Below are 13,527 nucleotides of genomic sequence, written 5' to 3' on the forward strand. Positions count from 1 at the left end.
AGCCCTGTTTCATGCGTCACTCTCGGATTACCGCAACGCTGCGCCTGTCGGCGCTCGCCCTCGTCGCCCTGCCCATGCTCGCAATCCCGATGGCGCAAGCGGGGAGCCTGGCACCGAGTCCCACACCCGCCGGGCTTGATCAACCGGTTTCGTCCACCATCATGAAGAATCTGGCACAGGCCGCGCACGACGGGCTATCCGCCAAGCGCTCTCCGGATTACACCTCGATGCAATCGCTCAGCGGCCCCAATCCGGCGCAGGCCGCCGGCAAGAGCACCGTGCTCTACATCGGCGCCGACTACTGCCCCTTCTGCGGCGCACTTCGCTGGCCGCTGACCATCGCGCTGATGCGCTTCGGCGACTTCCAGGGTCTGCGCACCATGCGCTCAAGCCCCAAGGACGTCTATCCGAACACCACCACGCTGAGTTTCGCCCAGGCCAAGTACACCAGCCGTTATGTCGACTTCGTTCCCGTGGAGACCTCGGATCGCCTCGGCCATCCGCTCATGCCACTCAAGGGAGAATCCCTGAAGCTGTTCAAGAAATTCGATGCCGAACCCTATACCTCACACCCAGAGGGTATTCCGTTCCTGTACATCGGCGGCCGGTGGTTGCTGCTCGGCGCACCGGTTAATCCAGCGCTGTTCGCCAAACTGGACTGGGCGCAGATCTCCGCCAAACTGGCCGATCCGAACGGCATGCTGAGCAAGGTGGTCATGCCGCAGGCCAATCTGATCACCGCGGCGATCTGCCAGACTACGCAGCAGAAGCCCGCCGAGGTGTGCAAGGCACCCGGCATCCAGTCCGCCGCGCAGATGCTACCACCGACTTCGTGAGCGCCTGCCGGTTCCGACGGACAGGCGGCCTCTGTGCCGTCCGTCGGAACCGGACTTGCCCATGCCGGCCCGATCATCTTCAATGATCAAGGGGGCTCTCTCCCCCAGCATGCAGTTCACCTTCACTCACAGCGAGGTCAACGCATATGATCAATTCCATCTGGGTTCTAGTCGCCAACGCGGGACGCGCCCGCCTCTTCTGCTCCAACTCGCGCAACGGCAAGCTGATCGAGCAGGCCGCATGGATCGACGGCGAGGCGCGTTTGAAGAGTCGCGAGATCGTGACCGACAAGGCCGGTCGCGCACGCAACGCCAGCGGACAAAGCCGTCATGCCATGGAACCCAAAATCGACCCCAAGTCCGAGGAAGCGGCCCGTTTCGCACGCATGATCTGTCAGAAACTGGCCGAAGTGATGCAGAACTCGCCCTGCGAACGACTGCACATCGCCGCCGCTCCGGCGTTTCTCGGACGTCTGCGCGAGGTCATGGGTAACACCTTGCGCTGCAAAGTCTCCACCGAGATCGCCAAGGACCTGACCACCCTCGACGAGATGAACCTGCGTCGGCATCTGCCCGACTTCCTGTAACCGGGTCACCGTACCGCCGTGCGAACCGGTTCATCCAATCGATTCCGATCGTGAAGACGCTCACCCTGCTGCGCCATGCCAAATCGAGCTGGAAGCAGCCTGATCTGACCGATTTCGACCGTCCGCTCAACGACCGCGGGCAGACCGATGCCCCCGAAACGGGTCGCCGTCTCGCCCGGCGCGGCTTCAAGCCCACGCGCATCATCAGCAGCCCGGCCGTCAGGGCGCGCGCCACCGCCGAAGCGGTGGCCGACGCCCTCGGCTTTCCGCGCGCCGAGATCGCCTGGGAGCCCCACATCTACGAGGCGAGCAGCGACCGGCTGCTCGCCGTACTCCGCGCCCAACCGGACGACGCCGACAACCTGCTGCTGGTCGGGCACAACCCCGGGATGACGCAGTTCGCCAATGCGCTTGCCGACGACCGCCTCGACAACATCCCCACTGCCGGCGCCTACACGCTCCGTCTGCCGGTCGCGCACTGGCGCGACGCCGCCTATGGCAGCGGCTCGCGCATCGCCTACGACACCCCCAAAAACCCCGACGCAGACTGACAGTCGGCTTACCGGGTTAGGTCTGATCGCCACCCTGCTGCGTATCCAGTCGCGCACAGACTTCCTGGTAATACTGCTCGTCCAGCCGCAGGTCGCGGTGCGCATCGCCGCACAGGCGTTGGCGCAGCAACTCCAACCGACGCTGCGCCCGGTTACGCTCCTCGGGTTCGGTCGAGACATCGATGAGTGCCTGGGCCTCGCCGATCTCGCGGCGCAGTTCGACTTCAGGGGGCAGAAAGCCGGCATTCTTGAGCAGACGATAAGCTGCGCGCAGTTCAGACGGGACATGCGCGTCGTCATCCAGTTCGAGCGGACGGCCCGCGCCAGGCAGATCGTCCAGCTCGCCGCGTTCGAGCGCCTCGCGGATTCGACGTTCGGCAATGGCGTCTACGGGGTCCATGCATTCACTGACCTAGGGCCTGTTCACACGATGCGGTGGGGAGCCGCCTGAGCCACTTTGCAAGGAGGGCTCCCGACAACATAGCGAAGATGCACACCGCAGCAAAGCCAGTAGAGGCGAGAATCCGTCCCTAGCAAGCTTTCAGGCGCCGGGACGCACGAACAGAGCGATGGACTCGACGTGGGCGGTATGCGGGAACATGTCCATGACGCCGGCCGCTTCGAGACGGTAGCCGTGAACCTTCGCCAACTCCCCGGCATCGCGCGCGAGGGTGGCCGGATCGCAGGAGACGTAGACGATGCGCGCAGGCGCCAGACGAGCGATGTACGGCAGCATCTCGCGCGCGCCGGAGCGCGGCGGGTCGAGCAGCACGCGGTCATAGCGGCGGGTGAGCCAGGGCGCCTTGGGGTCTGGCGCGAACAGGTCGGCGGCGTGCTGCTCGGCGCCGGCAAGACCGTTCGCGATCGCGTTGCGCGCGGCGCGCTCGGTCATCGCGGGGTCGCCTTCGACGGCCACCACCCGCGCCCCGCGGGCGAGCAGCGGCAGAGTGAAATTGCCCAGGCCGCTGAACAGCTCCAGCACGTCCATGTCCGGCCGCACGTCGAGCAGTTCAAGGGCGCGCACGACCATCTGGCGGTTGATCCCGGCGTTGACCTGGATGAAATCGCCAGGGCGGAAATCCACGTGGGTGCCGAAATCCGGCTGTGCGTAGCTCAGTGGCTGCGCTTCCGGCCACAACGGGACGATGGTGTCGGGCCCGCCCGGCTGCAGGGCAACGAACAGGCCCGTGTCCTGCGCAAAGGCGGTCAATCGGGCGCGGTCGTCGTCGTTCAGGGGTTCGAGGTGGCGGAACACCAGACTGATCGTCCCGTCGCCCGCCATGACCTCGATCTGAGGGATCTGCTCGCGTACGCTCAGGCCCTCGATCAGCGACGCCAGTTCGCCGAAGCGTTCGCCCACCTCGGGCACCAGCACCTCGCAACGCGCGAGGTCGGCCAGCAGGCGTCCCTGGCGTTCGCGGAACCCGATCAGCACCCGCCCCTTCTTGGCGACGTAGCGCACGCCCAGTCTCGCCTTGCGCCGATAGCCCCACACCGGCGCGGTGAGCGGCTCCAGCACGCGTTCCGGCGCGACGCCGCCGATGCGCGACAGGGCTTCCAGCAGGGCACGCTGCTTGGCGGCGATCTGCGCCTCGGGAGCGAGATGCTGCAGGCTGCAGCCGCCGCAGACGCCATAGTGCGGGCAGCGCGGCTCGACCCGTTCGGGCGAGGCCGCGAGCACCGCCTCCGCCTCGGCCTCGTCGTAGTCGCGATGGGTCTGCGTGAAGGCGGCGCGCACGCGCTCGCCGGGCAGCCCGCCGGCGACGAACACGGCCTTGCCGTCGAGCCGTGCGACGCCGCGCCCGTCCTGAGCCAGCGATTCGATGGACAGTTCGGCCGGGGCTCGCGGCGGGCCGCGGCGCCGGTTGTTTCTGCGCGCCACGCTCAATCCGCTCCGTTCGCGTCCCAGGCCTTGAGAAATTCCTGCAGGTGCGCGGCCTCGGCCGTACCGAGCAGATCGCGCACGCGCGCCTGTTCGGCCGCGTAGGCCTCTGCACCGAGATGCCCGCGCAGGTATTCGAAGCGCAGATAGACGAGATAGGTGTTGAGCACGTCGGTTTCGCAGTAGTCGCGGATGCCAGCGAGATCGCCGGCCTGATAGGCGTCCCAGACCTTGGCCCCGCTCATGCCCATCTTACCGGGCAGGCCGAGCAGCGTGGCCACCTCGTCGAGCGGCGCGACGGCGCGACCCTGGTAGCCGGACAGCACGTCCATGAGGTCGGTGTGCAGCCAGTGGAAGCGGTTGAGGTAGTTGTTGAAGCGGAACTCGCGGTCGTCGTCGCCGACCTCCCAGTAGCGCGGCGCGGGCACGCCGTGGCGCAGCGCGCGGTAGTGGATCACCGGCAGATCGAAACCGCCGCCGTTCCACGACACCAGGGTGGGCGTGTAGCGGTCGAGGCCGTCGAAGAAGCGACGCAGCAGCTCGGACTCGTCGGAATCGAGATCGCCCAGCGACCAGACCTTGAGCTGGTCCGCGTGGCGGAACACCACGGAGATGGCGACGATGCGGTGCAGGTGATGGGCAAGGAAGTCCCCGCCGGTCTTGGCCATGCGCAGCTGGTACATGGCCTGGGCGACATCGACGTCGGACAGCCCGTCGAGCCCGTACACGCGGCGCCCGCCCTCGACGTCGGGCACCGTCTCGATGTCGAACACCATCACGTTCACGCGGGAAACACCCCCGTGGAGATGTAGCGGTCGCCGCGGTCGCAGACGATGGAGACGATGGTCGCGTTCTCCACCTCGGCCGAGACCTGCAGCGCCGCCGCCACCGCACCGCCGGAGGAAACGCCGCAGAAGATGCCCTCCTCCGCGGCCAGCCGGCGCATGGTCGTTTCCGCGGCCTCCTGCGAGACGTCGATGACGCGGTCAACCCGCGCCGGCTCGAAGATCTTGGGCAGGTAGGCCTGCGGCCAGCGGCGGATGCCGGGGATGCTCGCGCCTTCCTGCGGCTGCACGCCGATGACCTCGATCCCGGGGTTCTGCGTCTTGAGGTAGGCGGAGTTGCCCATGATGGTGCCGGTGGTACCCATGGAACTGACGAAATGCGTGATCTCGCCGTGCGTGTCGCGCCAGATCTCCGGGCCGGTGCCTTCGTAATGCGCGAGCGGGTTGTCGGGGTTGGAGAACTGGTCGAGCACCCGCCCCTTGCCCTCGGCCTGCATGCTCAGGGCGAGGTCGCGGGCGGCTTCCATGCCCTCGGCGCGCGTGACCAGCACGATCTCTGCGCCGAAGGCCTTCATGGTGGCGCGGCGCTCCGCGCTCATGTTGTCCGGCATGATCAGCACCATGCGGTAGCCGCGGATCGCCGCCGCCATGGCCAGGGCGATGCCGGTGTTGCCGCTGGTCGCCTCGATCAAGGTGTCGCCGGGCTTGATCTCGCCGCGTTCCTCGGCATGCCGGATCATGCTCAGCGCCGGGCGGTCCTTGACCGAACCGGCCGGGTTGTTGCCTTCGAGCTTGACCAGGATGACATTGCTGGTCTCGCCGGGCAGGCGTTGCAGGCGCACCAGCGGCGTATTGCCGACGAACTGCTCTATCGTGGGGTATTCCATGCCTCTCTCCTCGATCCGTTCTTCACGCGCCTTCGAGCACCACCAGCGCGATGACGTGTTCGTGTTCGTCGCTGAGCGACAGATGGCAGCCGGTCACCCCCAGTGCCGCCGCGCGTTCGGCGGCGACGCCGCTCAGCACCAGCGCCGGTTTGCCCAGGTCGTCGTGCACCACCCGCAGATCGCGCAGCCTCACGCCGAGCGCGAAGCCGGTACCGAGCGCCTTGCTGCCCGCCTCCTTGGCAGCGAAGCGCTTGGCCAGGTAACGCGCCGGTTCCGGCGCCTCGGCAAGACCCGGGCGTTCGTCTGGATGCAATACGCGTTCCGCGAGACGCTCGCCGTAGCGCGCATGCAGCCGCTCCAGCCGCGCCACCCTCACCAGATCCACGCCGATGCCGCGGATGGCCACTAGGCGCGCGCCGCCAGCATCAGCGCCTTCATCTCCTCGGTCGCCTGCTCCAGCCCCACGAACAGCGCGCGACAGACGATGGAATGACCGATATTGAGCTCCACCAGCTCCGGAATGGCGGCCACGGGGTCGACATTGTCGTAATCCAGACCATGCCCGGCGTTGACCTGAATACCCGCCGCATGCGCCTCGGCACTCATCCGGCGCAGGCGTTCCAGCTCGGCATCGCGCGCCGCGCCGGGCGGCAGATTGGCGTAGCGCCCGGTATGCAGCTCGATCACCGGTGCGCCGGTGGCGACGATCGCCGGCAGCATGGCGATGTCAGGTTCGACAAACAGCGACACACGCACCCCGGCGCCGGCCAGGCGCACGCAGGCCTCGCGCAGGCGCGTCTGCATGCCGGTCACGTCGAGCCCGCCCTCGGTGGTCAGTTCCTCGCGCCGCTCGGGTACGATGCAGCAGTCGGCCGGTCCCACCCGGCAGGCGATCTCCACCATCTCGTCGGTGGCCGCCATTTCCAGGTTGACGCGCGTGGTCACATGATCGTGGATGCCGAGCACGTCGGCATCCTGAATGTGCCGTCGGTCCTCGCGCAGATGCAGCGTGATCGCGTCGGCGCCGCCGCGCTCGACGGCAGCGATCGCCTGCGTGAGATCGGGATAAGGTGTACCGCGCGCCTGCCGCAGGGTGGCCACGTGGTCGATGTTGACGCCGAGTTTCATGTGCTTGCCTGTCCGGGAATGGGAGTGCTCAATCGTCCGAGCGGTCGGTAGGCCGCTCATTCTCGGCCATTCTGCGGTAACGTGCCAAGCCGCCGAGCAGGCTCCGCGTGCGCAGGCCTCGCGGACCGAGCTGGGCCTCCAGGGCGCTGCGCAGGACGCGCTTGGCCGCGGCGAGGGTTTCCGGTTCCGACCAGTCCTCGCGCGCCATCGCGAGCAGCGCCGCGCCGCTCACCGAACCGGTCGCGCCGGACGTCGCAGCCACCGGACCGTGCTCCGGCAACAGGCGGTAGTATCGCGCCGGATCGAGATCCGCGCCGGTATCGGCTTCGCGGTCCAGCGCGGGCGCGTAGCCCAGCCCGGCCAGCAGACGCAGCTCGAAGCTGCGCAGCACCGGTTCGACCGGCAGTTTGGCCGTCAGCGAGCGCAGCGCGGCGGTGTAGGCCTCGTAGATGTCCGGAACTTCCTGGTGGCGCGGCAACAGGCGCATCAGCAGTTCATTAAGGTACAGCCCCACGCCGACGACGGCGGGCGGCAGGCGATGGCAATCCAGTTCCTCGACGCCGGTCAGGGTGCCCAGATCGCCCTGCGCGCGCCAGCCGAGGTGCAGGCGGCGAAACGGCTGCAACCTGGCTGCCGCCTCGCCGCGTCGGCTGCGTGCGCCGCGGGCGACCACGCCTTCGCGACCATGCTCTAGGGTGACGATCTCGACCAGCAGGCTGGTTTCGCGGTAGCTGCGCGCATGCAGCACGTAGCCTTCCGCACTCAGGTTTTCGGCCACCGCGGCTCTTCCAGCTCCAGCTCCCGCAGAAACCGCGGGTCGTCCTGCCAGCCGGGGCGGACCTTGACCCACAGTTCGAGGAAAACCCGTGTGCCCAGCAATTGCTCGATGGCCTTGCGGGCCTTGCTGCCGATGCTCTTGAGACGCTCCCCGCCGCGCCCGATGACGATCGCCTTCTGCCCGTCACGCTCGACCCAGATAGTCGCGGAGATACGCGTCAGCGTCGGCTTTTCCTCGAAGCTGTCGATGGTCACCGCGGCGGCGTGCGGCACCTCCTCGCCCAGGCTTCTCACCAGATGTTCGCGGATGAACTCCGCACTGACGAAACGCAGACTGCGGTCGGTAAGCTGGTCGGGGTCGTATGGCCGCTCCTCGACCGCAGGAAGATGCTTGAGGGCCGCTTCGGCCAGACGCTGCGCGTTGTCGCCCTTGAGCGCCGACACCGGCAGGATTTCCACGAAATCGTACAGCACGCCGACACGTTCGAGATAGGGCAGCAAACGCTCGCGCTCGCGCAGCCGGTCGATCTTGTTGACCACCAGCATGACGGGCAGCCCCTCGCGGCGCAGCGCCGCCAGGATATGTTCGTCCTCGTCGTCCCAGCGGTCCGCGGCCACCACGAACCAGACCAGATCCGCCTCTGCCAGGGCGCCGAGCGCGGTACGGTTGAGCGCCTGGTTCAGGGCGCGCTTGCCGGGAATGCGGTGGATGCCGGGCGTATCGAGCAGCGCGATCTGCCCCGCCGGCAGGTCGACAAGTCCCAGTATGCGATGACGCGTGATCTGCGGCTTGTCGGCCGTGATCGACAGCTTTTGCCCCAGCAGGCGGTTGAGCAGCGTGGATTTGCCGACATTCGGCCGGCCGACGATGGCGACGCTTCCGGCGTGCAGGGTTTCGTTCTTATCGGCCATGGGCGTCCGCTCCGCGTTCGTCGAGCAACTCCAGCATCGTTTCCGCGCTGGCCTGTTCCGCCTTGCGCCGACTGCTGCCGGTGGCCTCCGCCGTCAGATCGGCGTCGCTCAGACTGCAGCGCACGCGGAAATTCTGCTGATGCGGCTCGCCGGTCGCCTCGATGATTTCATACACGGGCAGCGCTCGCCCGGTCGACTGCAGCCGCTCCTGCAGCCGGGTCTTGGGGTCCTTGAGACTCTCCGCGCTGGGCAGGTGCTCCAGCCGTCGGCCGAGCAGGACATGCACGAACGAGCGCGTTTCCTCGAAGCCCAGTTCCAGGTAATGCGCACCGATCAGCGCCTCGACCACGTCGGCCAGAATGGAGTCGCGCCGGAAGCCGCCGCTCTTGAGTTCTCCCTGCCCCAGACGGAGATAGTCACCCAGCGCTCGTTCGCGGGCAATCGATGCCAGGGTCTCGCGCTTGACCAGCGAGGCACGCACTCGGCTCAGCTCGCCTTCGCTTGCCCTGGGCAGCGAATCGTACAGCCATTCGGCGACGATCAAACCGAGCAGCGCGTCGCCCAGGAACTCCAGGCGTTCGTAATTGCTGCCGCCGGCACTGCGGTGGGTCAGAGCCTGCAGGCACAGCGGCGACGCCCTCAGCGCGGACGGGATCCAGTCGGGAAGAGAGGCTTCAGTCACCGCTGCCGGTATGTTGGTAGTGTACGGAATACTTGAAGGTCATCAGCCCGTCGATATTGGCCAGCAGATGGCGCTTGACTTGATAGTCGATGGTCAGCGTGGTCTCGTTGCCGACGGTATTCATCTTGAAATCTTTGCGATGCACATCGTCGATATTGTTGATATCGAAACGCGTGTTGATCGAGTTCCAAACCTGTAGGTAGTTCTTGGAGCCAATACCTGGCGAATGCGCCACTTCGTTCATGATCGAACGCACGTTGTAATAGTCCATGTATACCGGGAAAAGGCGTACCCCGATGACAAACAATACGCCCACCAGGGCGACAAGTATCAGGATCGAGGCGTACGACGCGCCCTTTTGGCCTTGTCTACCTTGCATCTTACTCACCCTCCGATGACGTCCAAGCCTGTGTATTTCTGAGTATTGGCGGCCTGAGGAAAGCTACCGCGTCAGGGAATCAAGTCGCCGATTCGATGGAAGTTGATCTGCCCGTCCTGGAAATCCCAGTTGAACCATATCAGAAAGGCGCGCCCGACCAGATTCTTCTGCGGGACGAACCCCCAATAACGGCTGTCGTTGCTGTCGTCGCGGTTGTCGCCCATAACGAAGTATTCGCCCTTGGGCACCACCACACTCCCGGTCGGGACGGGGCGGCCCGGGATGATCAGGATATCGTGCTTGACCACGCTGCCGTTGCGTCGTGGCAGGTCCTCCTGCTCCACCAGCGCGCCGCCCATCAGGTGGTTCGGACCCTCGCCGGCGTAACGGCCGACGATCTTGGTCGGCACCAGCTTGCCGTTGATGTAAAGCTGGTTGCCATCGTAGGTGATCGTGTCGCCGGGCAGGCCGATGATCCGCTTGATGTAGTCGATGGAAGGATCGCGTGGGTAGCGGAATACCACCACGTCGCCACGCTGCGGCTCACCGATGGGCAGTATCTTGGTATGGATTAGCGGCAGTTTCAGCCCATAGTCGAACTTGTTGACCAGAATGAAGTCACCGACGAGCAGCGTCGGCATCATCGAGCCCGAGGGAATGCGGAAGGGTTCGGCGACGAAGGAGCGCAGCAGGAGCACGGCCAGCAGCACCGGGAAGAAGGAGCGTGAATACTCCACATACCACGGGGCACGAGAGGAATCCTTATCCGGTTCCTCGGACACATTGCCATGCACCCCGCTGTCAAAGGCCTGCTTGCGGCGCTTCGGCCCCCACACGCGCGCATCCACCAGCCAGATCACGCCGGTCAGAAATACACCGACGACAAGCACAAACTCCAAGTCAAAATTCATCTGGGATTCCCAATTTCCCGCTGCAGGCGGACCTGCCGCGACATTCGCTCAATGATTCACGTCATTTATCGACCCGCAGGACGGCGAGGAAGGCCTCCTGCGGAATTTCCACTCGGCCGACCGACTTCATGCGCTTCTTGCCCGCCTTTTGCTTTTCGAGCAGCTTGCGCTTGCGCGACACGTCGCCTCCGTAGCACTTGGCGAGCACGTTCTTGCGCATGGCTTTGACGCTGGAGCGCGCGATGATGTGCGAGCCGATGGCCGCCTGGATCGCCACTTCGAACATCTGACGGGGAATCAGTTCCTTCATCCGCTCCGTCAGGTCGCGCCCGCGCGTCTGTGCGGTGTCGCGGTGCAGGATCAACGACAGCGCGTCCACGCGCTCGCCGTTGATCAGGATGTCGACCTTGACCAGGGGCGCGGCCTGGAAGCGCTGGAAATGGTAATCGAAGGAGGCGAAACCTCGACTGACCGACTTGAGCCTGTCGAAGAAATCGAGCACCACCTCGTTGAGCGGCATGTCATAGGCCAGCGAGACCTGCTTGCCGAGATACAGCATCTTGGTCTGCACGCCGCGCTTTTCCACGCACAGACTGATCACCGGGCCGACGAACTCCTGCGGCACCAGGATGTTCGCGCTGATGATCGGCTCGCGTATTTCGCCGATATAGTTCACCGCCGGCAGATCGCTGGGGTTGTGGATGCGCAGCGTTTCGCCCTTGGTCGTGACCACCTCGTAGACCACGGTCGGCGCCGTGGTGATGAGGTCGAGGTCGTATTCGCGCTCCAGGCGCTCCTGCACGATCTCCATGTGCAGCATGCCGAGGAAACCGCAGCGGAAGCCGAAACCGAGCGCCTGCGAGGTTTCCGGCTCGTAGGCCAGTGCGGCATCGTTCAGACGCAGCTTGTCCAGGGCCTCGCGCAGGTTCTCGTAGTCGTCGGACTCTACCGGGAAGATGCCGGCGAAAACGCGCGGCTGTACTTCCTTGAAGCCGGGCAGCGGCTTCGGCGCGGGATTGTCGACGCCGGTCAGGGTATCGCCCACCTTGGCGCCGTCGATCTCCTTGATGCTGGCAATCATGTAGCCCACCTCGCCCGCCTCCAGGCTTTCCGTCACCGTCGGCTTGGGACGGAAGGTACCGACCTTGTCGACCTGGTGCTGGCGCCCCGTGGACATCGCCTGGATACGCTGGCGCGGCGTGAGGCGGCCGGACACCACGCGCACCAGCGCCACCACGCCGACGTAGTTGTCGAACCAGGAATCGATGATCAGGGCCTGCAGGGGGCCGTCGCGGTCACCGGCGGGCGGCGGGATGCGGGTCACCAGCTGTTCCAGCAGTTCGGGCACGCCCTCGCCGGTCTTGGCGCTGATGCGCAGCGCGTCGTGCGCCTCGATGCCGATGATCTCCTCGATCTCGTTGATCACGCGGTCGGGCTCGGCCGCGGGCAGATCGATCTTATTGAGGACCGGCAGCACCTCGAGACCCTGGTCGATGGCCGTGTAGCAGTTGGCCACGCTCTGCGCCTCGACGCCCTGGGAGGCGTCGACCACCAGCAGCGCGCCCTCACAGGCGGCCAGCGAGCGGGACACCTCGTAGGAAAAGTCGACGTGGCCGGGGGTGTCGATGATGTTGAACTGATAGACCTCGCCGTTGGCCGCCTTGTAGTCCAGCGACACGCTCTGCGCCTTGATGGTGATGCCGCGCTCGCGTTCGATGTCCATCGAATCGAGCACCTGCGCCGACATTTCACGTTCGCTCAGGCCGCCGCACAGCTGGATCAGACGATCCGCCAGAGTCGATTTGCCGTGGTCGATGTGCGCGATGATCGAAAAATTGCGAATGTTCTTAAGCGGCTTAGCCATCCGTCAGTGCCTGCCTCAGCGCCTTCTCGTCGAGGAAGTGGCAGCACACCACGTCCTCCCCGACCATCAGCACGGGTATTTTTTCGTTGAAGCGCTGTCGCAGCGCGGGATCGTTGTCGATATCAACCGGCTCGACGACGAAGTCGAGCTCCTGCGACAGGGGCGCAAGCGCATAAACCATCTGTTCACACAGATGGCAGCCTTCGCGGTGATACAGCGTGAGCGTTTTCGTCTCCATTCCGCAGCCGTCTTGGCGCCGGTGTGGCGCATCGGGAGTGGAGCGAATTATGCAGATCGAAGGCCGAAAACGCCATCTGCGGGCGCTTTGACGGTACTTCGCCCCTACCGTTCAATCCGCTTTCGTATAGGTCAGCGCATCCGCGATGCGGTGCACGGTGACGCGCGGCACCTCGCCCATGACCGTCACCAGCGCCCCGTGAAGCGAGGTGGTCAGCACGTTGAGCGCCCCGCTGCGTTCCATCTGCGACGGGACCTGAACCGGATGCTTGCGGGTGGCGATGAAAACCGAAACGGTGGCCACGCCGTCGCTGAGCACGAAGTGCCGCACCGGGTCACCGCTCGAACCAAAGCGCCGCAGTTGGGTTGCGCGGATGGAAAAACCTGGCGGCAACTGATCGGGTTGGAACCGCCATGCGGATCCCCCGCTGGTCACCGATTCCGGTTCGCCCGAACTGTTGGTCTTCACCCAGCGCAGCGTATATTGCGGGCCCAGTACCGGCGGTTTGAAGTCCGCAGGCGTCAGGCCGGTGACTTCCTTGAGCTCGGTGAACAACAGGCGTTCGACCGGGTTGCCCTGGTGATCGATAACTTCGGATTCCAAGGGCAGGTGATTGACCTCGTCCACGCACATCCGATGCTGGTATCGGTATTCGTCGACCGGCTTGAGAATCAGCATCCGGCACTTGCGCCCGGCGATGCGCTTGCTGGCACCGAGCGCCAGTTCGTAATAGGGCGAGATTCCGGTTTCCGCCGCGATGCGCCCCGGCAGACCGCCGTGGCTGTCCCGATGCATGATCACGACGGACTTGCTGGCCGGGCGCACGTAGGTCACGAGATCGCCATTGATCAGCACCTCCCGTCGTGCACCGTCCTGGGACAACAGGCGCTCGTATTCCTTGCCGTGCAACCAGCCATGTTCGACTTTGAGCGTGCTGAGCGAGGGGCCGTCCTGATAGACGAAGATACCGCGGTAATCCAGTGTGCGTGCGGCGCGCTGCATTTGCGTAAACAAAGCCTGCGCGGGGCTGAGATCATCAGAATCGGCCCGGGCGATCGGCGCAAGCAGAACCGCGCCGATCAGACCGGCTGTCAAAACCACACGCACG

The 13,527-nt window shown here is 65.4% G+C and carries 17 protein-coding genes; 3 read left to right on the forward strand and 14 right to left on the reverse strand.

The genetic code is table 11. The features are described from left to right. The first annotated feature begins 11 nt into the window (after positions 1-11). From BJI67_RS09420 to BJI67_RS09430, 3 genes are all read left to right on the forward strand, one after another. A complete protein-coding gene (locus tag BJI67_RS09420) occupies positions 12-836 on the forward strand; it encodes a DUF929 family protein (protein ID WP_070072822.1) in 825 nt (274 codons plus the stop codon). 146 nt (positions 837-982) lie between these two features. Beyond that, a complete protein-coding gene (locus BJI67_RS09425; protein ID WP_070072823.1) occupies positions 983-1,423 on the forward strand; it encodes a host attachment protein in 441 nt (146 codons plus the stop codon). 50 nt (positions 1,424-1,473) lie between these two features. Continuing rightward, positions 1,474-1,974, forward strand: a complete 501-nt coding sequence (locus BJI67_RS09430; protein ID WP_070072824.1) for a SixA phosphatase family protein — start codon at positions 1,474-1,476, stop codon at positions 1,972-1,974. A gap of 16 nt (positions 1,975-1,990) precedes the next feature. Here the strand turns inward: BJI67_RS09430 and BJI67_RS09435 are convergent, their stop codons facing one another. From BJI67_RS09435 to BJI67_RS09500, 14 genes are all read right to left on the reverse strand, one after another. Then, the gene (locus tag BJI67_RS09435; protein ID WP_070072825.1) at positions 1,991-2,374 is read right to left on the reverse strand and encodes a DnaJ family domain-containing protein; all 384 of its coding nucleotides are present in this window, start codon (positions 2,372-2,374) and stop codon (positions 1,991-1,993) included. A 141-nt stretch (positions 2,375-2,515) separates the two neighbouring features. Next, on the reverse strand, positions 2,516-3,856 hold the full coding sequence (gene rlmD / locus BJI67_RS09440) for a 23S rRNA (uracil(1939)-C(5))-methyltransferase RlmD (RefSeq protein WP_070074067.1): 1,341 nt from the start codon (positions 3,854-3,856) through the stop codon (positions 2,516-2,518). Positions 3,857-3,858: 2 nt separating this feature from the next. Further along, complete coding sequence (locus tag BJI67_RS09445) at positions 3,859-4,632, reverse strand: 3'-5' exonuclease (RefSeq protein ID WP_197513398.1); 774 nt, start codon at positions 4,630-4,632, stop codon at positions 3,859-3,861. Positions 4,633-4,637: 5 nt separating this feature from the next. Beyond that, complete coding sequence (gene cysM / locus BJI67_RS09450) at positions 4,638-5,528, reverse strand: cysteine synthase CysM (RefSeq protein ID WP_038087338.1); 891 nt, start codon at positions 5,526-5,528, stop codon at positions 4,638-4,640. 22 nt (positions 5,529-5,550) lie between these two features. Continuing rightward, a complete protein-coding gene (acpS, locus tag BJI67_RS09455) occupies positions 5,551-5,934 on the reverse strand; it encodes a holo-ACP synthase (protein ID WP_070072827.1) in 384 nt (127 codons plus the stop codon). Further along, positions 5,934-6,656: a pyridoxine 5'-phosphate synthase gene (gene pdxJ / locus BJI67_RS09460; protein WP_070072828.1), complete on the reverse strand. Its 723-nt coding sequence runs from the start codon at positions 6,654-6,656 to the stop codon at positions 5,934-5,936. The genes acpS and pdxJ overlap by 1 nt, the downstream gene beginning before the upstream one ends. Positions 6,657-6,684: 28 nt before the next feature. After that, positions 6,685-7,434, reverse strand: a complete 750-nt coding sequence (gene recO / locus BJI67_RS09465) for a DNA repair protein RecO (protein WP_197512957.1) — start codon at positions 7,432-7,434, stop codon at positions 6,685-6,687. Further along, positions 7,419-8,345, reverse strand: a complete 927-nt coding sequence (era, locus tag BJI67_RS09470; protein WP_070072829.1) for a GTPase Era — start codon at positions 8,343-8,345, stop codon at positions 7,419-7,421. The genes recO and era overlap by 16 nt, the downstream gene beginning before the upstream one ends. Beyond that, positions 8,335-9,027 carry a ribonuclease III gene (gene rnc, locus BJI67_RS09475; protein ID WP_070072830.1) on the reverse strand — a complete coding sequence of 231 codons (693 nt, stop codon included), beginning with the start codon at positions 9,025-9,027 and terminating at the stop codon, positions 8,335-8,337. Before rnc ends, era begins: the two co-directional genes overlap by 11 nt. Continuing rightward, positions 9,020-9,406, reverse strand: a complete 387-nt coding sequence (locus BJI67_RS09480) for a DUF4845 domain-containing protein (protein WP_070072831.1) — start codon at positions 9,404-9,406, stop codon at positions 9,020-9,022. Before BJI67_RS09480 ends, rnc begins: the two co-directional genes overlap by 8 nt. Positions 9,407-9,477: 71 nt before the next feature. Continuing rightward, positions 9,478-10,317 (reverse strand): signal peptidase I, encoded by an 840-nt coding sequence (lepB, locus tag BJI67_RS09485; protein WP_070072832.1) that lies wholly within the window; start codon positions 10,315-10,317, stop codon positions 9,478-9,480. Between the two features lie 61 nt (positions 10,318-10,378). Further along, a complete protein-coding gene (lepA, locus tag BJI67_RS09490) occupies positions 10,379-12,181 on the reverse strand; it encodes a translation elongation factor 4 (RefSeq protein WP_070072833.1) in 1,803 nt (600 codons plus the stop codon). Then, positions 12,174-12,419, reverse strand: a complete 246-nt coding sequence (locus BJI67_RS09495; protein ID WP_070072834.1) for a glutaredoxin family protein — start codon at positions 12,417-12,419, stop codon at positions 12,174-12,176. Before BJI67_RS09495 ends, lepA begins: the two co-directional genes overlap by 8 nt. Before the next feature lie 111 nt (positions 12,420-12,530). Beyond that, a complete protein-coding gene (locus BJI67_RS09500) occupies positions 12,531-13,520 on the reverse strand; it encodes a MucB/RseB C-terminal domain-containing protein (RefSeq protein ID WP_070072835.1) in 990 nt (329 codons plus the stop codon). Positions 13,521-13,527 lie beyond the last annotated feature (7 nt).

The organism is Acidihalobacter aeolianus (genome assembly GCF_001753165.1).
Lineage (GTDB): Bacteria > Pseudomonadota > Gammaproteobacteria > DSM-5130 > Acidihalobacteraceae > Acidihalobacter > Acidihalobacter aeolianus.